Origin of the sequence: Bordetella genomosp. 6 (genome assembly GCF_002119705.1) — a bacterium.
GTDB lineage: Bacteria > Pseudomonadota > Gammaproteobacteria > Burkholderiales > Burkholderiaceae_B > Bordetella > Bordetella bronchiseptica_F.
Genome location: NZ_CP021107.1, coordinates 2442348 through 2461793 on the forward strand (window position 1 = coordinate 2442348; position 19446 = coordinate 2461793).

The window sequence follows — 19446 nt, forward strand, 5'->3', positions numbered from 1 at the left end:
ATACGTCTCCTTGGGGGTCAGCGCTTGGCGCCGCCGCGCAATTGCGCGCTGGTGCGGCCGAAGCGCCGCTCGCGCGTGCGATACCACTCGAAGGCGGCATCGAGCTCGTCGGCGCCGAAATCGGGCCAGAACTGTTCGGTGAAATAGAACTCGGCGTAGGCCAGCTGCCAGACCAGGAAGTTCGAGATGCGCTGTTCGCCGCCGGTGCGGATGAACAGGTCCGGTTCCGGCGCCCAGGCCATCGAAAGATGCTCGGCCAGCCGCGCCTCGTCGATGCGGTCGGGATCCTGGGCCAGGCCCGGATCGGCGCGCAGCATGGCGCGCGTGGCCTGCAGGATGTCCCAGCGGCCGCCGTAATTGGCCGCCACCGTCAGGTGCAGCCGATCGTTGTGCTCGGTGCGCTCCTGCGCCTGGGCGATCAGCTCCTGCAGCTTGGGCTCGAACGCGCTCAGGTCTCCCACCACGTGCAGGCGCACGCCCTGCTCCTGCAGTTTGTCGACTTCGCGCTCGAGCGCCTGCACGAACAGGCGCATCAACAGCGACACTTCGTCGGCCGGACGGCGCCAGTTCTCGGAGCTGAATGCGAACAGGGTCAGGTAGCGCACCCCGCGCCGGCCGCAGGCCTCGACCACGCGGCGCACCGCGTGCACGCCCTTGGCGTGCCCCGCCGTGCGCGGCAGGTGGCGGCGCGTCGCCCAGCGGCCGTTGCCGTCCATGATGATGGCTACGTGCCGGGGGATGTCCCCCGTTTCCGGAATCGCCTGAGTCGAACTGAGTGCCATGGCAGGGGCTTGGCGCAAGGCGGCAAGCAAAAAGGTATTGCAAAAGCCTGCGCCGTCGCGCCTGCGCCAAATCCGACGGGAGCGGCGCGGCCGGGACGGCGCGTACGGAACAGATTCCTATATCGGCACCGGAGCCGTCCATACGGCCCCGATACCTCTAGCGGAATTATACGGTCATGATTTCCGCTTCTTTCTGGACGATCATCTTGTCGATGTCGCCGACGGCACGATCAGTCAGCTTCTGGACGTCATCCTGGGCACGACGCTCGTCGTCCTCGGAAATTTCCTTGTCCTTGACCAGTTTCTTGAGCGCCTCGTTGGCTTCGCGGCGCAGGTTGCGCACCGCCACCTTGGCGTCCTCGCCTTCGCTCTTGACCACTTTGGTCAAGTCGCGGCGGCGCTCCTCGGTCAGGGCGGGCATCGGCACGCGGATGGTTTCGCCCATCGAGACCGGGTTCAGGCCCAGGTCCGACTCGCGGATCGCCTTCTCGATCGGGCCCGCCATGCTCTTCTCGTAGGGCTGCACGCTGATGGTGCGGGCATCGACGAGGTTCACGTTGGCGACCTGGCTGATCGGCACCGGCGAGCCGTAGTACTCGACCTGCACGTGATCCAGGATGCCGGTATGGGCGCGGCCCGTGCGGATCTTGGCCAGGCTCGCCTTGAGCGTTTCAAGCGACTTGGCCATCCTGGTTTCAGCGGATTTACGAATATCTGCGACGCTCATGGAATTTCCTTTTCTTAAACGTGTACCAGCGTGCCTTCGTCTTCGCCGCTGACGGCCCGCTTGAGGGCGCCGGACTTGTTGATCGAAAACACTTTGATGGGCAGCTTTTGGTCACGACACAGCGCGAACGCCGTGGCGTCCATGACTTCGAGCCGGCGCACGATGGCTTCGTCGAAGCTGATGCGCGCGTAGCGGGTCGCGGTCGGATCCTTGTTGGGATCGGCGCTGTAGATGCCGTCGACCTTGGTTGCCTTGAGCACGATTTCGGCGCCGATCTCCGCACCGCGCAGCGCGGCCGCGGTATCGGTGGTGAAGAACGGGTTGCCGGTGCCGGCCGCGAAGATCACGACCTTGCCCTCTTCGAGGTAGCGCAGGGCCTTGGGCCGGATGTAGGGCTCGACCACCTGGTCGATGTTCAGCGCCGACTGCACGCGCGTGTCGACGCCCTTGTGCTTGAGCGCGTCCTGCAGCGCCAGCGCGTTCATGATGGTTGCCATCATGCCCATGTAGTCGGCGGTCGCGCGGTCCATGCCCTGCGCGCCCGGGGCGACGCCACGGAAAATATTGCCTCCGCCGATGACGATGGCCAGCTCGACGCCCAGGGCGGCGACTTCGGCGATCTCATCGGTCATGCGGACGATGGTGGAGCGATTGATGCCAAAGGCATCTTCGCCCATCAGCGCCTCGCCGGAAAGTTTGAGAAGAACCCGTTTATATGATCTGCTGCTCATAGGTGATATCCCGAGAAACGATCCGACGAAAGTGTAAGACAAGAAATAGGCCGGCAGTTCGGGAAGCCCCGCCCTGGCCGGCCCCTACGATGACGCGTCAGGCGCGGCCAGCGGCGGCGGCGGCGACCTCGGAAGCGAAATCGGCGGTCTTCTTCTCGATCCCTTCACCAACGACGAACAGAACGAACTTGGTGATCGAAGCGCCCTTTTCCTTGAGCATCTGTTCGATCGTTTGCTTGTCGTTCTTGACGAAGGGCTGCGACAGCAGAGTAACTTCCTTCAGGAATTTCTGCACGGAACCTTCGACCATCTTGGCGACGATTTCGGCGGGCTTGCCCGATTCGGCGGCCTTCTGCTCGGCCACCGAGCGCTCGGCGGCGATGTCTTCGGCATTGACGCCATCGGCATTGAGGGCCTTGGGCTTGGTCGCGGCGATGTGCATGGCCAGGTCCTTGCCCACTTCTTCGGCGCCGGCGAACTCGACCAGCACGCCGATCTTGCCGCCGTGCACGTAGCTGGCCAGCGAATTCGGGGTCTGGATGCGCTCGAAGCGGCGCACCGAGATGTTCTCGCCGATCTTGCCCACCAGCGCGGTGCGGGTGGTCTCGACCGTGCCTTCGCCGAACGGCAGCGCCGACAGCGCGGCCACATCGGCCGGGTTCTGCGTGGCGACCAGCTCGGCCAGCTTGTTGATGAAATCGATGAAATCGGTGTTCTTGGCGACGAAGTCGGTTTCGCAGTTGACTTCGATGACGGCGCCCTGCTTGCCGTCGGCGGCGATGTACAGGCCGATCAGGCCTTCGGCGGTCACGCGGGCGGCGGCCTTGCTGGCCTTGTTGCCCAGCTTGACGCGCAGGATTTCCTCGGCGCGGGCCAGATCGCCTTCGGCTTCGGTCAGAGCCTTCTTGCACTCCATCATGGGCGCATCGGTCTTCTCGCGCAGTTCCTTGACCAGGGCGGCGGTAATTTCAGCCATGTTTGCTCCAAATTCGCTAATACATGGCCCGGCAAGCATGAACCGGGACATATGGTTGATTCGATATGGCACCCGCCTGGGCGGGTCGTGAGGTGGGAGCCCACCTCGGCGCCGGCGGCCGGATGGCAGCCCGGGCGTCCAGCGCCCGGGGCTTGCCGGCCCGGCCGGCGCGGCAACCGGCTATCAGGCCTGGTTGTCCTGCACTTCGACGAACTCTTCCTGGCCTTCGCCGATTTCCTCGACCAGGCCATTGATGTTCTGCTCGCGGCCTTCCAGCACGGCGTCGGCCATGCCCTTGGCGTACAGCGCGATGGCACGGGCCGAGTCGTCGTTGCCGGGGATGACGTGGTCGATGCCGTCGGGCGAATGGTTGGTGTCAACCACGGCCACGACCGGAATGCCCAGCACCTTGGCTTCGGCGACCGCGATCTTGTGGTAGCCGACGTCGATGACGAACAGCGCGTCGGGCAGGCCGTTCATGTCCTTGATGCCGCCGATCGACTTGTTCAGCTTGTCCAGCTCGCGCTGGAACAGCAGGCCTTCCTTCTTGGTCATGCGCTCGAAGCCGCCGTCGGCGACCATGGCTTCCATGTCCTTCAGGCGCTTGATCGAGCTCTTGACCGTCTTGAAGTTGGTCAGCATGCCGCCGAGCCAGCGGGCGTCGACGTAGGGCATGCCGCAACGGGCGGCTTCGGCGGCCACCAGTTCGCGCGCGGCGCGCTTGGTGCCGACGAACAGGATGTTGCCGCCACGGGCAACCAGCTGCTTGACGAACTTCGAGGCTTCCTGGTACTTGGCGACCGTCTGCTCGAGGTTGATGATGTGAATCTTGTTACGGTGACCGAAGATGTACGGGGCCATCTTGGGGTTCCAGTAACGGGTCTGGTGGCCGAAGTGGACGCCAGCTTCCAGCATTTCACGCATGAGGGACATAATTATCTCCGAGGGTTAAGTCTTGCGCTACACCTGCATCGGACAGAACCGACACCCTGGGTGGAGTAACGCGCGATTTCCTGACAAACAGGATGAAATAAAAAAACAAACCGGGCCGACCGATCGCCGCGCCACGAACCACGGACGCGGCAATGAACCCAGACGGTCGCGGGCGTACCGAGTGCCGCCACCTGTCTCGATCGCCCTGGCGGCCGATATTGCCGGCCGCCTGGTTGCCTGCCTTGTTGGCAGCGGAATCGGGCCACTGGAATCAGGCCCCGGGGCAGTTCTTCAGGCAACCCGCCAGCGCGAGCCGCCAAGAACTTAAGCCGGGCGCCCACACCGCGCCTGCACCGCTGCTCTAAAGCGTCGATCGAGAAATGGTGCCACATCAACCCGCGATATCGCGCAACGCGCCAACCGCAAGCCAGTCTACCCTTTCCCAGCCATCCGGCCCATCCGGCCTGCCTCGCCCCGCACAAGCCCACCCCGAACCGGGCCAGACACCGTGCGTACACAAGACAAACCGTATAGCCTTACACTTATTGCTTTGCTACTTGCCTGCCCGCCCTGCTCCATCACCGGCCAGAACAGCCCAAGCCTCCTATGCGACTACGTCCGCAGCTCTACGTCTGCGACTACGTCCGCAAAGGCCGCCCAAACTGCCCCTGAAATCGCCGCTGAAACCGGCCCGCAAACCACAGTCCGGGCCAAGATGAGGGCATGCTTTTCCAGGCAAGCCTATAATTCTACTATTTTTCGACCGCGCTACTCAAGCAGATACATGGGCATCGTTACCGATCCGGCCGATCTGGCCAAAATGCGCGCCGCCTGCCAAGACGCCGCCAAAATCCTCGACTTCATTACTCCGTACGTCAAACCAGGCGTCACGACCGGCGAGCTGGACAAGCTGTGCCTGGCCTATCTGACCGACGAACTGAAGGTCAAGTCGGCCACCATAGGCTACGCCCCGCCCGGCTACCCCCCTTTCACCGGCGCCATCTGCACCTCGGTCAACCACCAGGTCTGTCACGGCATACCGGGCGACAAGGTGCTCAAGAACGGCGATTCGCTCAACATCGACGTCACCATCATCAAGGATGGCTGGTTCGGCGACACCAGCCGCATGTATCACGTGGGCGAGCCCTCGATCCTGTCGCGCCGCCTGACCGAGATCACCTACGATTGCATGTGGAAAGGCATCGAACAGGTGCGCAACGGCGCCACGCTGGGCGACATCGGCCATGCCATCCAGAAATACGCCGAGGCGCAGGGTTTCTCGGTGGTGCGCGAATTCTGCGGCCACGGCATCGGCCAGCGCTTCCACGAAGACCCGCAGGTGCTGCACTACGGCAAGCCCGGCACCGGCGTCAAGCTGGTGAGCGGCATGCTGTTCACGGTCGAGCCCATGATCAACGCCGGCCGGCGCGAGATCCGCCAGTTGGCCGACGGCTGGACGGTGGTGACACGCGACCACAGCCTGTCGGCCCAGTGGGAGCACACGGTGCTGGTCACCGACACCGGCTACGAGGTGCTGACGGTTTCGCCCGGCATGCCCGCCCCGCCGGCCTTCGTGACGCGGCCGGTCGAAATCCCGGCCCTCTGACCCCCGCCCCCGCGCGGCAAGGCTGCCCATGCCCCACGTCGATCTGAATCCGCTGAAGCAGCGCATGCAGGCCGCCCGGGCGGCGGCCGTCGCGCAGTTCCGCCAGCATCCCCGGCCGGACATGCTGCTGACCGAGTTGCGGCGCATCGTCGACCAGGCGCTGCGCGAGCTGGTCAAGCTGTGTCCGCTGCCGGCCGGCGCCACCCTGGCGGCGGTCGGCGGCTATGGCCGCGGCGAACTGTATCCACATTCCGACGTCGACCTGCTGATCCTGCTGCCGCAGGCCCCGTCGGCGGCCGATGCGCGCGCGATCGAGGCATTGGTGGCCGCGCTGTGGGACCTGGGCCTGGAACCCGGCCATAGCGTGCGCACGCTGGAAGACTGCGAGCGCGAGGCGCGCGGCGACATCACGGTCGAGACGGCGCTGCTGGAGTCGCGCTGGCTGGCCGGCAGCCGCGCGCTCATGAAGCGCCTGGACAGCGCCATGCAGGCGCACCTGGACGCCCCGGTGTTCTTCCAGGCCAAGCGGGTGGAGATGCAGCAGCGCCATGCCCGCTACCAGGACACGCCCTACGCGCTGGAGCCCAATTGCAAGGAGTCGCCTGGCGGCCTGCGCGACCTGCAGGTCATCCTGTGGATGGCCCGCGCCGCCGGCTTCGGCCACAACTGGCGCGAGGTGGCCCAGGCCGGCCTGCTTACCTCGTCCGAGGCGCGCGACCTGCGGCGCGCCGAACAGGCCTTCAAGCGCCTGCGCATCGAGCTGCACCTGCTGACCGGCCGGCGCGAGGACCGCGTCCTGTTCGACCTGCAGCCGGGCCTGGCCGCGGTCTACGGCATTGCGTCGACGGCGACGCGGCGCGCCAGCGAATTGCTGATGCAGCGCTATTACTGGGCCGCGCGCCTGGTGACCCAGCTCAATGTCATCCTGGTGCAGAACATCGAAGAACGGCTGTTCCCGCGGCCCGACAGCGACGCCCGCCTGATCGACGACGATTTCCGCAACCTGCGCGAGCGGCTGGACATCGTGCGCGAGGACGGCTTCGAGCGCAATCCGACGCTGCTGCTGCGCGCCTTCCTGGTGATGCAGCAGCATCCGGAATTGATCGGCATGTCGGCCCGCACGCTGCGCGCCATCTGGCATTCGCGCCACCGCATCGACGCGCAATTCCGCCGCAACCCGGTCAACCGCAAGCTGTTCCTGCAGATCCTGCAGCAGCCGCGCGGCATCGTCCACGAACTGCGCCGCATGACCATGCTCAACATCCTGCCGCGCTACCTGCCGGTGTTCCGGCGCATCGTCGGCCAGATGCAGCATGACCTGTTCCATGTCTATACGGTCGACCAGCACACCCTGGCGGTGGTGCGCAACCTGCGCCGCTTCACCATGCCCGAGCACGCCCAGGAATACCCGCTGGCCAGCCAGCTGATCGCCGGCCTGGACCGCCACTGGCTGCTGTACGTCGCGGCGCTGTTCCACGATATCGCCAAGGGCCGCGGCGGCGACCATTCCGAACTGGGCGCGCGCGAGGTGCGCCGCTTCTCGCAAGACCACGGCCTGGATCCGGCCGATGCCGAGCTGGTCGAGTTCCTGGTGCGCCATCACCTGCTGATGTCGGCGGTCGCCCAGAAGCGCGACCTGTCCGACCCGCAGGTGGTGCGCGACTTCGCCGCCCAGGTGGGCGACGAACGCCACCTGGCCGCCCTGTACCTGCTGACGGTGGCCGATATCCGCGGCACCAGTCCGCGCGTCTGGAACGCCTGGAAGGGCAAGCTGCTGGAAGACCTGTTCCGCCTGACCCTGGCGGCGCTGGGCGGCGCGCACGCCGACGCGCACACCGTGCTGACCGAGCGCAAGGAGGAGGCCGCCCGCCTGACCCGCCTGGCCGGCCTGCGCGACGACGCCCGCGAAGCCTTCTGGAACCAGCTGGACATCGCCTACTTCCTGCGTCACGACGCCTCCGAGATCGCCTGGCACACGCGCCACCTGTATTACCAGGTGGCGCCCGACGAGCCGGTGGTGCGGGTCCGCCCCACCGAACACGGCGAGGGGCTGCAGATCATGGTCTATACGCGCGACGCGCCGGACCTGTTCGTGACGACCTGCGGCTATTTCGACGCCAAGTCGCTCAGCGTGCAGGATGCGCGCGTGCACACCACCCGCCACGGCTGGGCGCTCGACAGTTTCATCGTGCTGGCGCCCGAGGGCTTCGCCGACCTGCGCGCCCAGGCGACCCTGGTGGAGCACGAACTGGCCGAACGCCTGCGCGATCCGCACGCCGCCCGGCACGCGCATGCGCCGCGACGCCTGCCGCACAGCCGGGCCCGGCGCTCGCGGGTGTTCCCGGTCATGCCGCAGGCCGAGCTCTCGCCCGACGAGCGCAGCCAGTCCTGGCGCCTGTCGGTCACCGCGACCGACCGGCCCGGCCTGCTGTACGCCCTGGCGCGCGTATTCGCCGAACACGGCGTGGACCTGATCATGGCCAAGGTCATGACGCTGGGCGAACGCGTCGAGGACGTGTTCATCGTGTCGGGTCCGGCGCTGGAGCGGCCGCGCAGCCAGATGCAGTTCGAACGCGCCATCCTGGACGCGCTGGCCGGCGACGAGTCGCGCCAGCAGGCCGCCTGAACGGCCGCGGCCTTCACCCCGCCCTCACCACCGCTCCCCCGCCGCCATGCCATACAACGAGTACGTGCTGGTTTTCGGACGCAGCTTCTTCTTCGCCCTGGCCACGCTGCTGCCGTTTCTCAACCCGCCGGCCATCACGCCGATCTTCTGGACGCTGACCGAGGGCGCGTCCAAGCAGACCCGCGCCCAGCTGTCCAAGCGCGTGGCGATCAACGTGGCGTTGATGATGATCGGCGCCATGATCGCCGGCAACGTGGTGCTCAGCTTCTTCGGCATTTCGCTGGCCATCGTACGGGTGGGCGGCGGCATGCTGGTCATCTACAGCGCCTGGCGGCTGGTCAACTCGCCCGATGCCGATACCTCCCGCCACGCCCAGATGGCCGAATCCTTCACGCCCGAGATGGCGCAGGCGCGCGCCTTTTATCCGTTGACCTTCCCGATCAGCTGCGGACCCGGCACCATCGCCGCCTGCATCACGGTCGGGGCGTCGCTGCGCGACGAAAACCACATGCTCAGCCTGGCGCGCCTGGCCGGCTCGCTGCCTGGCGTGGCCCTGGTGGCTTTTACCCTGTTCATCTGCCTGCGCTTTGCCGCGCAGATGCTGCACCGGCTGGGCGACAATGGCACCGCCGTGTTCATGCGGCTGTCGGCATTCATCATGCTGTGCCTGGGCGTGCAGATTTTCTGGAGCGGCGCGAGCGAACTGCTGCTGGACGTGATGCGGCAAGTCATGCAACCTATTGCGGCGCCGCCGGCCTAACCTGGCGCGGCAATCCGTCCGCCCTCTTTCCGTTTCCCGTTCCTGCCCCCATGACCCGATACCGCGAACGCCTGCTTTTCCTGATCGCCATCCTGTGCTTTGGCGCCGTGGGCCTGGCCCTGCTGTCGCAACACGTCTTCGATATGCCGCCGTGCGCCTGGTGCGTGCTGCAGCGGCTGATCTACCTGTGCATCGGGGTGCTGGCCCTGGCCGGCGCACTGGCCGGCGCCATCGCCGCACGCCTGGCGGCCATGCTGGCGGCGCTGCTGGCCCTGTGCGGCGTCGTCGCCGCCTGGTACCAATACAGCGTGGCGGCCAGGATGCTGTCGTGCGACCAGACCTTCGCCGATCGCTTCATGAGCGCCACGGGGCTGGACGGCGCCCTGCCCTGGCTGTTCGGCATCTATGCCACCTGCATGGATGCCACGGTGGCGGTGCTGGGCATCGAGTATGCGCTATGGAGCCTGGCGCTGTTCGTGATCGTGCTGGCGCTGGCCCTGCCGGCGGCGTTGCGGCGCAACGCCTGACGCGCCGCGCGGCCGGCTTGCGGCAAGCCGGCCGGCGCCGCGCCGTTCAGGCGTCGTTGGCCGCGTAGCCCATGTTGAACTGCAGGCCGCCGGCTTCTTCGTCGCCGGCGCTGCTGTCGCGCGACTGGCCCAGGCGGGCCAGGTATTCGGCGGTGATGTCGCCGGTCACGTATTCGCCGTCGAAACACGATGCCTCGAAGCGGCTCAGGCGCGGATTGATGTCGCGCACCGCCTGCTGCATGTCCTGCAGGTCCTGGTAGATCAGCGCGTCGGCGCCGATGGTGCGGGCGATTTCGTCATCGGTGCGGCCGGTGGCGATCAGTTCCTTCTGGGTCGGCATGTCGATGCCGTACACGTTGGGGTACCGCACCGGAGGCGCGGCGGAGGCGAAATACACCTTGTTGGCGCCGGCCGCGCGCGCCATGTCGACGATCTCGCGGCTGGTGGTGCCGCGCACGATCGAATCATCGACCAGCAGCACATTCTTGCCCTTGAATTCCATGCCGATGGCGTTGAGCTTCTGGCGCACCGATTTGCGGCGCACCGCCTGGCCCGGCATGATGAAGGTGCGGCCCACGTAGCGGTTCTTGATCAGGCCTTCGCGATAGTCCAGCCCCAGCCGGTGCGCCAGCTGCATGGCGGCCGGACGCGACGAGTCGGGAATGGGCATCACCACGTCGATGTCGCCCAGGCGCATGCTGCGCGCGACCTTGTCGGCCAGGTATTCGCCCATGCGCAGGCGCGCGTCGTACACCGAGACGCCATCGATCAGCGAATCGGGGCGGGCAAAGTACACGTACTCGAAGATACACGGCACCAGCTGCGCATTGTCGGCGCACTGGCGGCTGGTCATGCGGCCGTCGAGGTCGACGAACACCGCCTCGCCGGGCTCGACGTCGCGCACGAAGGCGAAGCCGCTGCCTTCCAGCGCCACGGATTCGGAGGCGGCCATCCATTCCACGCCTTCCTCGGTCTCCTGGCGGCCGATGCACAGCGGCCGGATGCCGTGGGGATCGCGAAACGCCAGCATGCCGTAGCCGGAGATCTGCGCCACCACGGCGTAGGCGCCCTTGACGCGCTGGTGCACCGCGGAGACGGCGCGAAAAATCGTGTCATCGTCGAGCGACACGCCGCTGGCGGCCGATTGCAGCTCGTGCGCCAGCACATTGAGCAGCACTTCGGAGTCGGAATTGGTATTGATGTGGCGGCGGTCGACGCGGTAGAGCGACTCGCGCAGCTCGCGCCAGTTGGTCAGGTTGCCGTTGTGGGCGAACATGATGCCGAACGGCGCATTGACGTAGAACGGCTGCGCCTCTTCCTCGCTGGCGCTGGAGCCGGCCGTGGGATAGCGCACCTGGCCCACGCCGCTGGTGCCCGGCAGCGCGCGCATGTTGCGGGTACGGAACACGTCGCGCACCAGGCCGTGCGCCTTGTACATGTTGAAGTGGTTGCCCTGCAGCGTGGCGATGCCCGCCGCGTCCTGCCCCCGGTGTTGCAGCAGCAGCAAGCTGTCATAGAGCAGCTGGTTGACCGGCCCGCGCCCAATGACCCCGACGATTCCACACATGGTGAGTTCCTAGTAGATAAAGCGTAAAGCGAAAAGCGAATTCAATAGGGCAGCCACGTCGCCAGCGAGGGCGGCAGCCAGGACTTGACCTGCCGGACGGCCTCGGTGGCCGAGTGCGAGAACATGGCGTCGCGCCACCAGTCCTCCTGCGGCAAGGGCGTGAAGCCCGCCAGCGCCACCAGCACCAGCACCAGCAGCAGGCCGCGCGCCAGGCCGAACATCGCGCCCAGGCCGTGGTCGGCCGGCGTCAGGCCGGTGGTGCGGATCAGGGCGGCAAGCGTCATGTTGACCAGGCCGACGGCCAGCAGCACGATGATGAACACCACGGCGTAGGCGATACCCATGCGCAGCAGCGCGGTTTCGATATAGGGTTCAAGCCAGACATAGACCGTGGGCCCCCACCAGATCGCCGCGACGAACGCCAGCAGATAGGCAAGCAGCGACAGAATTTCCTTGAGCAGTCCGCGCACCAACCCCAACACGGCCGACACGGCCAGGATCGTCAGGACGACGAAATCGAAGCCGGTCACTGTGCGGCGATGAAACCGTTGTCATAGCCCAGCGTGCGCAGGCGCGCCTGCGCCGCCTGGGCCGCCTCGCGCGAGGGAAACGGGCCCACGCGCAGTCGATACTGTTGCTTGCCGTTGATCGAGGCCTGCTCGACGAACGCATTGGTGACGCCGGCCTGGTGCAGCTTGCCGCGGCGCGCCTGCGCATCGGCCTGCGTGGTATAGGAAGCCACCTGCAGCACGAAATTGCCATTGGCGGCCGGCTTGGGCTGCGCGGCCGGCGGCGAGCGCCCTTCCAGCAGCGCCATCGCGCGTGCGCCGTCGTCCGAACGCGCCGGCTCGGCCGGCTTGGCGGGCTTGGGTTCCGGTTTGGGTTCGGGCTTGGGCGCGGCCGGCGGCGTGGCGGCCTGCTGCGGCGGCGTGGCCGGCGGCTGGGCCGCGGGCGGCGTCTGGGGCTGGGCCGGCGCCTGGCCCGGGGTCTGCGGCGGCGCGGACGCCAGCGCCGGCGGCTGCGGCGCGCCAGCCTCGGGCGTGCCGGCCGGCGCCTGCGGCACGGGCGGTTCCGGCTGCGGCGCGGCGGCCTGCGGCTCGTTGACCGTGGGCTGGAAGGCGGAATTGCGGTCCGGGACGCGGATGGGAATGTCGCTGTCGACCGGCACAGGCTCGGAGTCGAGAATCATGGGCAGGACGATGACCGCGGCAAGCACCAATGCGACGGCGCCTGCCAGGCGGCGCCTGGCCCGGGCCCGCAGCTCGGCGGCCTGCGCCTCGCTGGATACGGATGGACGCGGTCGCGAGGACTGCGTCTCGGAGGCCGAATCTTTGCTAGTGAACAATCCCATGGAGCAGAATTCCTTGCGGGCGGGGCCGGTGCGCGCCGCCCTTGCGATGGCGCGATCCGCTTAGATTTTGCGGCCCAGCGCCTGCAGGACGGAGGCCACCGTGAGAAATGACCCGAACACGATGATTCTATCACCCTCGCCCGCCTTTTCCCGCGCCGCCGCATAGGCCGCGGCGGGGTCGGCGCAGGCCTGCACGGTGGGCGTTTCGGCGACGCCGTCCGCCTCGGGCAGGACCTGGCGCACATGGCCTGCCAGGGTCTGCCCGTCCAGCCCGCGCGGCCCCGGCAGGCCGGCGCAGTACCAGTGGTCGACGCGGCTGCCCAGCCTGGCGATGACGCCATCGACGTTCTTGTCGGCCAGCATGCCGAATACGGCGTGCGTGTAGGGATGAAAGCCCATGTTGTCGAGGTTCTGGGCCAGGACCGCGGCGGCATGGGGGTTGTGCGCCACGTCCAGGATGACGGTGGGCTGCCCGGGCAGGATCTGGAAGCGGCCCGGCAGCGACGCCTGCAGCAGCCCCACCCGCACCGCCTGCTGCGGCACCGGCAGGCGGTCGCGCACGGCTTCGAGCGCGGCCAGCGCGGCGGCCGCGTTGAGCAACTGGTTGGCGCCGCGCAGCGCCGGGTAGGCCAGCGCGTTGCGCCGCTGCGCCCGCCCGCCGTAGGCCCATTGCTGGCGATCGCCCGAATAGTTGTAGTCGCGGCCCAGCAGCCACAGGTCGGCGCCAATCGCCTGCACGTGCTCCAGCAGCGATTGCGGCGGCACCGGGTCGGCGCATATGGCGGGACGCCCGGCACGGTAGATGTGCGCCTTCTCGAAACCGATCTGCTCGCGCGTATCGCCCAGCCAGTCGGTGTGGTCCAGGTCGATGCTGGTGATGATGGCGCAGTCGGCGTCGACGATATTGACGGCGTCGAGTCGGCCGCCCAGGCCGATTTCCAGCACCACGGCATCCAGGCGCGATTGCGCGAACAGGCGCAGGATGGCCAGCGTGGTGAACTCGAAGTAAGTCAGCGAGATATCGCCGCGCGCGGCCTCGACCGCCTCGAACTGCCGCACCAGCGCCGCGTCGCTGGCGATTTCGCCATTGATGCGGGCGCGTTCGTTGAAATCGATGAGATGGGGCGAGGTGTACAGGCCCACCCGATAGCCGGCGGCCAGCAGGATGGATTCCAGCATGGCGCAGGTGGACCCCTTGCCGTTGGTGCCGCCCACCACGAACTTGACCCCGTCCAGGCTCAGGTCGAGCCGGTCGGCCACCTGCCTCACCCGCTCCAGGCCCAGGTCGATGGCCTTGGCGTGAATGGATTCCAGATACTGTAGCCAGGCAGGCAGGTCTGCGCTGGCGTCGGGGCGGGAAGTGGACATGGCGGTGAGGGCAAATCGAAACAGGGCGCAGTTTAGCAGCGTGGCCCTGGTGTTTTCCCCAAGCGCCCGCGCGGCTCGGGGTTTTTCGGACGGAAACGCGGGGCCGGCACCGCAATCCTGACGCGCCCGGCGCCGCGGCGGGGGCAGGATCCGGCCCCGAAAAAGCGCCACGGGTCTAAAGTTCCGCCCGGGCGTGTCGTTATGGTAGCTGAAGGTTCCCTCGAAAACCCATCGCGTCCCTGTCGACGCCCGTTATCGCTTGTTGGAGTGATCATGGCCGTAAGCCCTATCAACGCCGCGGCGCCCGCGCTGGTTTCCGTTGCGCCCGCCCCTGTCCCCGCGCAGCCGGCGGTCGCCGTGGCGCCAGCCGCCGCGGCCACCAACGGCGGGGGAGCCCAATCCGCCACGCAGGACCAGCACGGCGGGCCCAAGCTGCCCATGGACAGGGCGCTGGAAGAAATCAATGCGCAGCTGAAGGCCTGGTCCACCCAGTTGCAATTCGAGATCGACCCGGACGTGCACCAGGTGGTGGTCTCGATCGTGGACGCCGAAACGGGGGATGTGCTGCGCACCATTCCGTCCGAGGCGGTGATACGCATCGCCAAGATGATCGTCAGGATGCAGGGAAATGCCGTCGAAACGACGGCCTGAGGCAGCATATCGCGCTGCGCGCGTGCACCAGAATGGGGCAAAAGCGGCGTAAGCAAGGAAATAGCCCGACCTTATGCCCTTACCCGGCCAATAAGGCGGCGCCAATTTTTGACAGAATCGCATAGCTAGAAGGAGCACCACATGGCCACCATTTCCTCTCTCGGGTCCTCCGGCCTGGAGCTTGAGGGCATCCTGGAAAAGCTGCAGGCAGCCGAAGAGAAGAAACTGACGCTGATCACCGCGCGCCAAGCGAGCTACGAGACGCGCATTTCGGCCTACAGCAAGATCCAGGCCGCGGTCGAGGCCGTCCAGAAAGCCGCCGCCACGCTCGGCAACATCGACACGCTCAGCGCCGTGAAGGCCGTGGTCTCCGGCGATGCGCTGTCGGTGAAGACCGCCGCCGGCGCCGTGCCGGGCCAGTACAGCATCAGCATCGACAAGCTGGCCACGGCGCAGACCCTGCAGTCGGGCGAGCTGAGCAGCCGCACCGAGAAACACGGCACGGGCGGCTCGATCGAGATCGTCCAGAAGGACGGCACGACCAAGACCGTCACGCTGGGAGAGGACACGTCGCTGAACGGCATCGTCAAGGCCATCAACGGCACCGACGACCTGGACGTGCGCGCCACCGTCATCAGCGACGGCAACGGCAAGCACTACCTGATGCTGAACAACAAGACCGAAGGCACCGAGGCCGCGGTCACCCGGATCACGGTGACCGGCAACCAGGAGGTCGCGGACATCCTCGACTTCGACGCCGCCGACGCCGGCGCCTCCAACCTGACGGTGCAACAGGCCGCGCAGAAGGCCGAGCTGACCATCAACGGCATCCCCGTGGTCAGCGAAACCAATACGGTCAAGACCGCCATCGACGGACTGACGCTGACCCTGACCAAGCAGACCACGGCGCCGCTGAACGTGACCGTCTCCAGCGACCCGAGCGTGGCCGCCACGGCCGTCAACGATTTCGTCAAGGCCTACAACGGCCTGCAGACCACCATCGCGGACCTGACGGCATTCGACGTCAAGGCCGAAAAGCAGAGCGCCCTGACCGGCGACGGCACCACCCGCAACATCCAGTCGGCCATCGCCGCGGCGCTGCGCGTGGCCACCGGGGAAGGCAGCCTGCGCACGCTGAGCCAGCTTGGCATCACCACCGATCCCAAGACCGGTTCGCTCAAGACTGACACCGAGAAGCTGGAAGCCGCCCTGCGCGACAACCCGGCCGACGTGGCGCGCATTTTCTCCGGTCCGAACGGACTGGGCGAGAAGGTGAAGCTGGCGACCGAGCAGATACTCGGCGACGAGGGCTCGATCAAGATCCGCCAGGAAGGCCTGGAAGAAACGCTCGAGTCGCTGCAGAACCAGTACGACCGCCAGAAACTGAGCATCGCCGCGACCATCGAGGCCTACCGCAAGCAGTTCGTGCAGCTCGATGTCTTCGTCACGCAGATGAACAACACCAGCAACTACCTGTCCCAACAGTTCGCCGCCCTCTCCGGCACCAAGAAGTAAGCCAGCCATGACGTACGCCGCGCGCCGCCCTACCGGCTCCTACTCTGTCAAGTCATATAGCGATATCGGCCTGGAAACCCAGGTCATGAGCGCCACCCCCGAGCGCCTGATCACCTTGCTGTATGCCGGGGCGCGCGCCGCCATCGCCCAGGCCCGCCTGCATCTCGAGGCCGGCCGCGTCGTCGAGCGCGGGCAGGCCATCGGCAAGGCCATCCGCATCGTCGACGAGGGATTGAAGCTGGGGCTGAACCAGGATGCCGGCGGCGAGGTGGCGGCCAACCTGGCGCGTCTGTATGACTACATTACCCGTACGCTGCTGACCGCCAACCTGAAAGCCGACAAGGAGCAGCTCGACATCGCGGACCGCTTGCTGGCGGATCTGTCCGAAGCATGGCAGGCCTCGGTCGACCACCCTGCGCCCGCCGTTCCGGCCTGAAACCAGGAAGGCACTTTTTGTCCAGCCGCCCCCAGCGCGAGAAATCTATGACGGCGTTAACGCAGCATGCCCCGGTCCTGGAGATTTACCAGGACATCGCCAACCTGACCGGCAGGATGCTGGCGGCGGCCAATGCCAGCGATTGGGACCTGGTCCTGACCCACGGCCAGGAGTATGTCTGCCTGGTGGAACGGCTGCGCGAACTGGAGCCGGGCGAGCCGCTGGACGAAGCCGCCCGCGGCATGAAGTTCGACCTGCTGGTGCGCATTCTCGAAAACGACGCGGCGGTGCGCGACCTGGCCCTGCCGCAGCTGGCCCGCCTGAGCGACCTGCTGGGGCGCATGAAACGCCAGCAGTCGCTGCTGGCCACCTATAGCGGCAAGGCCAACGGCACATGAGCGTCGGCCCGCCCGCCCTGGGCAGCATTCTGGTGCAGCGGCTCGACGCCGTGCTGGGCACCACGATGTCGGCGCAATCCAACCTGGTGTCAGGCGCGCGCCCCGACGCGGTCGCCCAACCCGGCGAGGCCGCGCGCCCCGGCGCGTCCCAGACCGCCACGCGCGATCCGCGCCAGGCGGTACAGGCCGGCGGCGAACGCCCCGCGCGCCAGGGCGCCGCGGGGGTCGACGCCAAGACCGCGGCCGCGCTGGCGCTGGCCGCCCGCGGCCTGCAGACCAGCACCGGCACGACCGCCTCGGCGCCGACCACGCTGGGCCAGACCGCGCGCACCATACTCGCCCTGCTGGCGCAGTACCCCGGCCAGGCGCCGGCGCTCAGCGCCCGCGCGCCGCTGTGGACCCCGCCGGCCCAGGACGGCGCCGCCGCGCCCGCGGCCGGCCAGCCAGGCGCGTCCGCTCCCGACGCGCCTGCCCAGGGGAACACCGCGGCCGGCGGCGCCGGCGCTGCGAACGCCCTCCGCCCGCAGGCGGCTCAGCCCGACGCGGCAGGCGCCAGGACGCCGGCGCAGGCGCCGCCCGCCGCCACGGCCGCCCTGGCGGGCCGGGCCGCGCTGCCGACCGCGCCGGCGCTGGCCCAGGCATTGCGCCAGACGCTGCAGACCAGCGGCCTGTTCTATGAATCCCATCTGAGCGACCTGGCTTTCGGCAAGCGCAGCGCACAGCAACTGCGGGCAGAACCGCAGGCGCGGCTGCCCGCCGCCGGCGCCGAGCCGGCCGCCACGCCGCGGGCGCCCGAAAGCGCGGCGCCGGCGCGCGCCCTGCCCACGGCCGAACCCGCGCCGGCCGGCCAGCCCGCCACGCACACGCCCGGCGCGCCGGTGCCGGGCATCCACCAGGACGCCACGCTGCTGGTGCGCCAGCAGCTGGATGTGCTGGCCAACCAGATGCTGGCGTGGCAGGGACAGGCCTGGCCCGGCGCGCCGATGGAATGGGAGGTCGCGCGCGAGCACGGCGACGAGGCGGCCGGCCAGCCCGGCACCCACTGGGCGACCCGCGTGAAACTCAACCTGCCGCGCCTGGGCACGGTCGAGGCGCGCCTGAACCTGGCGGCCAGCCAGCTGGTGCTGCACGTCGTGGCCCCGGACAGCGCCGCCGAGATCGGCGCCGGCGCCGACGCCCTGCGCCAGCAATTGGCGGCCGCCGGCCTCACGCTTACCAATCTGTCGGTCGACGCGATTGCCGCGCCCGGCTTCGCCCTGCCCGAAGCATGAATACGCCCGCCCCGCCCACGCCCGCCAGCGCCGATGCCGACGCCAGCCGCCCGGTCGCGGTGGCGCTGTCCTATGACGGCGGCGAAGCGGCCCCGCGCGTGGTCGCCAAGGGCTACGGCCAGCTGGCCGACACCATCGTGCGCACCGCCCGCGAACACGGCCTGCATGTGCACGAATCGCGCGAACTGGTCGGCCTGCTGATGCAGGTGGACCTGGACGCCCATATACCGCCGCAACTCTATACGGCGGTGGCCGAACTGCTGGCCTGGCTATATCGGCTCGAAGCGCGCGAGCTGCCCGATGCGTTGGCGCCACGGACCTGAGGGCGGCGCATGACGGCCCAGGACCAGATCGTCGTTCTGACCCAGTCCGAACAGATACGCAGCACACTGCAGGAACTGCGCCACCCTGATTGCCAGATCGTGATTTCCGGCATGGACCAGCGGCCGTGGCCGGTGCGCATCCTGGGCCCGGACGCCAAGGACGGGTATTTTTTCTGGCGTCCGCTCGACCAGGCCTGCCCCGATCCCGCCATCCTGGCGCGCATGGCCGACGACGACGAACCGCCGCTGGCCTTTCACGCCCAGACGGCCGACGGGTCGCGCGTCCATTTCTGCGTGGACAGCCCGGTCACGCTGCGCTTTGGCGACGGCAGCATCGCCGTGCTGTCGCTGTTTCCCAGCGCGGTGCGCCACACCTGCGCGCGCCCGCCCCGGGCGCCGGCCTGAGGCGGCGCCGGCCTCACACCGCCATCGAGGAGATTTCCTTGTAGGCGGCGACCAGGCGGTTGCGCACCTGCACCGACGTCTGGAAGCCCAGGCTGGCCTTCTGCAGATCGATCATCACGTCATTGAGCGAAATGCCGGGCGCGCCCAGCTCGAACGCCTTGGCCTGGTCGCTGGCGGCATTCTGCGCCTGCGACACGCGCCGGATGGATCGTTGCAGCTCGGCGGCGAACCCGGACGGCCCTGGCGCCAGTTCGGCCTCCGTGGCGCCGCCGCTTTGCGCGGCGCGCACCACGGCGCGCATTTGCGACAGCATGCTCTCGATGCCGGACAGTCCTGATACAGCCATTGCGATACCTCTGCGGAATAAGCGGATCCTGGGTTGCAAGACTAGCGCGCGCGGGGCTTGCGCATAGGGCGCAAAAGGCGCCAAAAAAGCCGCCACTTCCCGGCTTGGGCGGCGCCCGGCGGCCGCGCGCCGCGCGCGCCGGACTGA

The 19446-nt window shown here is 67.8% G+C and carries 21 protein-coding genes; 11 read left to right on the forward strand and 10 right to left on the reverse strand.

Features of this window, described 5'->3' with window-relative positions:
- Positions 1-17: 17 nt before the first annotated feature.
- The 5 genes from uppS to rpsB all read right to left on the reverse strand — a co-directional run bounded on the left by uppS (position 18) and on the right by rpsB (position 4149).
- On the reverse strand, positions 18-782 hold the full coding sequence (gene uppS / locus CAL11_RS11410) for a polyprenyl diphosphate synthase (RefSeq protein WP_033448391.1): 765 nt from the start codon (positions 780-782) through the stop codon (positions 18-20).
- A 166-nt stretch (positions 783-948) separates the two neighbouring features.
- Positions 949-1509: a ribosome recycling factor gene (gene frr / locus CAL11_RS11415; protein ID WP_003811796.1), complete on the reverse strand. Its 561-nt coding sequence runs from the start codon at positions 1507-1509 to the stop codon at positions 949-951.
- A 14-nt stretch (positions 1510-1523) separates the two neighbouring features.
- Positions 1524-2240 (reverse strand): UMP kinase, encoded by a 717-nt coding sequence (gene pyrH / locus CAL11_RS11420; RefSeq protein ID WP_010926571.1) that lies wholly within the window; start codon positions 2238-2240, stop codon positions 1524-1526.
- Positions 2241-2337: 97 nt separating this feature from the next.
- Positions 2338-3216 carry a translation elongation factor Ts gene (gene tsf, locus CAL11_RS11425; RefSeq protein WP_033461331.1) on the reverse strand — a complete coding sequence of 293 codons (879 nt, stop codon included), beginning with the start codon at positions 3214-3216 and terminating at the stop codon, positions 2338-2340.
- 183 nt (positions 3217-3399) lie between these two features.
- Positions 3400-4149, reverse strand: a complete 750-nt coding sequence (gene rpsB / locus CAL11_RS11430) for a 30S ribosomal protein S2 (protein WP_033461332.1) — start codon at positions 4147-4149, stop codon at positions 3400-3402.
- 784 nt (positions 4150-4933) lie between these two features.
- Here rpsB and map point away from each other — a divergent pair.
- The 4 genes from map to CAL11_RS11450 are packed head-to-tail and all read left to right on the forward strand — an operon-like array spanning position 4934 to position 9668.
- Positions 4934-5755, forward strand: a complete 822-nt coding sequence (gene map / locus CAL11_RS11435; RefSeq protein ID WP_033461333.1) for a type I methionyl aminopeptidase — start codon at positions 4934-4936, stop codon at positions 5753-5755.
- A 28-nt stretch (positions 5756-5783) separates the two neighbouring features.
- Positions 5784-8381 (forward strand): [protein-PII] uridylyltransferase, encoded by a 2598-nt coding sequence (locus tag CAL11_RS11440; protein ID WP_086092995.1) that lies wholly within the window; start codon positions 5784-5786, stop codon positions 8379-8381.
- A gap of 46 nt (positions 8382-8427) precedes the next feature.
- Entirely contained in the window at positions 8428-9141 is a 714-nt protein-coding gene (locus CAL11_RS11445) for a MarC family protein (RefSeq protein ID WP_033461336.1), read from the forward strand.
- 50 nt (positions 9142-9191) lie between these two features.
- A complete protein-coding gene (locus CAL11_RS11450; protein WP_086092996.1) occupies positions 9192-9668 on the forward strand; it encodes a disulfide bond formation protein B in 477 nt (158 codons plus the stop codon).
- 46 nt (positions 9669-9714) lie between these two features.
- Here the strand turns inward: CAL11_RS11450 and purF are convergent, their stop codons facing one another.
- From purF to folC, 4 genes are read right to left on the reverse strand one after another with little or no spacing between them, the layout of a single operon-like run.
- A complete protein-coding gene (gene purF / locus CAL11_RS11455) occupies positions 9715-11235 on the reverse strand; it encodes an amidophosphoribosyltransferase (protein WP_086092997.1) in 1521 nt (506 codons plus the stop codon).
- A gap of 41 nt (positions 11236-11276) precedes the next feature.
- Positions 11277-11765 (reverse strand): CvpA family protein, encoded by a 489-nt coding sequence (locus tag CAL11_RS11460; RefSeq protein ID WP_003817223.1) that lies wholly within the window; start codon positions 11763-11765, stop codon positions 11277-11279.
- Complete coding sequence (locus CAL11_RS11465) at positions 11762-12586, reverse strand: SPOR domain-containing protein (RefSeq protein ID WP_068926275.1); 825 nt, start codon at positions 12584-12586, stop codon at positions 11762-11764. Before CAL11_RS11465 ends, CAL11_RS11460 begins: the two co-directional genes overlap by 4 nt.
- A gap of 60 nt (positions 12587-12646) precedes the next feature.
- Positions 12647-13954, reverse strand: a complete 1308-nt coding sequence (gene folC, locus CAL11_RS11470) for a bifunctional tetrahydrofolate synthase/dihydrofolate synthase (RefSeq protein WP_086092998.1) — start codon at positions 13952-13954, stop codon at positions 12647-12649.
- Between the two features lie 273 nt (positions 13955-14227).
- On the opposite strand from folC, the gene CAL11_RS11475 reads away from it, so the two are divergent.
- The 7 genes from CAL11_RS11475 (at position 14228) to CAL11_RS11505 (ending at position 18953) form a co-directional block, all read left to right on the forward strand.
- Positions 14228-14605, forward strand: coding sequence for a flagellar protein FlaG (locus tag CAL11_RS11475; protein WP_086094568.1), 378 nt, complete (start codon positions 14228-14230; stop codon positions 14603-14605).
- Positions 14606-14746: 141 nt separating this feature from the next.
- On the forward strand, positions 14747-16120 hold the full coding sequence (gene fliD, locus CAL11_RS11480) for a flagellar filament capping protein FliD (protein WP_086092999.1): 1374 nt from the start codon (positions 14747-14749) through the stop codon (positions 16118-16120).
- A gap of 7 nt (positions 16121-16127) precedes the next feature.
- On the forward strand, positions 16128-16556 hold the full coding sequence (gene fliS / locus CAL11_RS11485; RefSeq protein ID WP_033463122.1) for a flagellar export chaperone FliS: 429 nt from the start codon (positions 16128-16130) through the stop codon (positions 16554-16556).
- Positions 16557-16603: 47 nt separating this feature from the next.
- Positions 16604-16954 (forward strand): flagellar protein FliT, encoded by a 351-nt coding sequence (locus CAL11_RS11490; RefSeq protein ID WP_033463124.1) that lies wholly within the window; start codon positions 16604-16606, stop codon positions 16952-16954.
- Positions 16951-18225, forward strand: coding sequence for a flagellar hook-length control protein FliK (locus CAL11_RS11495; protein ID WP_086093000.1), 1275 nt, complete (start codon positions 16951-16953; stop codon positions 18223-18225). Before CAL11_RS11490 ends, CAL11_RS11495 begins: the two co-directional genes overlap by 4 nt.
- Positions 18222-18548 carry an EscU/YscU/HrcU family type III secretion system export apparatus switch protein gene (locus CAL11_RS11500; protein ID WP_086093001.1) on the forward strand — a complete coding sequence of 109 codons (327 nt, stop codon included), beginning with the start codon at positions 18222-18224 and terminating at the stop codon, positions 18546-18548. The genes CAL11_RS11495 and CAL11_RS11500 overlap by 4 nt, the downstream gene beginning before the upstream one ends.
- A 9-nt stretch (positions 18549-18557) precedes the next feature.
- Positions 18558-18953, forward strand: a complete 396-nt coding sequence (locus tag CAL11_RS11505; RefSeq protein ID WP_033464073.1) for a hypothetical protein — start codon at positions 18558-18560, stop codon at positions 18951-18953.
- Between the two features lie 13 nt (positions 18954-18966).
- Here CAL11_RS11505 and fliE read toward each other — a convergent pair whose 3' ends face one another.
- Positions 18967-19299, reverse strand: a complete 333-nt coding sequence (gene fliE / locus CAL11_RS11510; protein WP_003811835.1) for a flagellar hook-basal body complex protein FliE — start codon at positions 19297-19299, stop codon at positions 18967-18969.
- Positions 19300-19446: the final 147 nt, after the last annotated feature.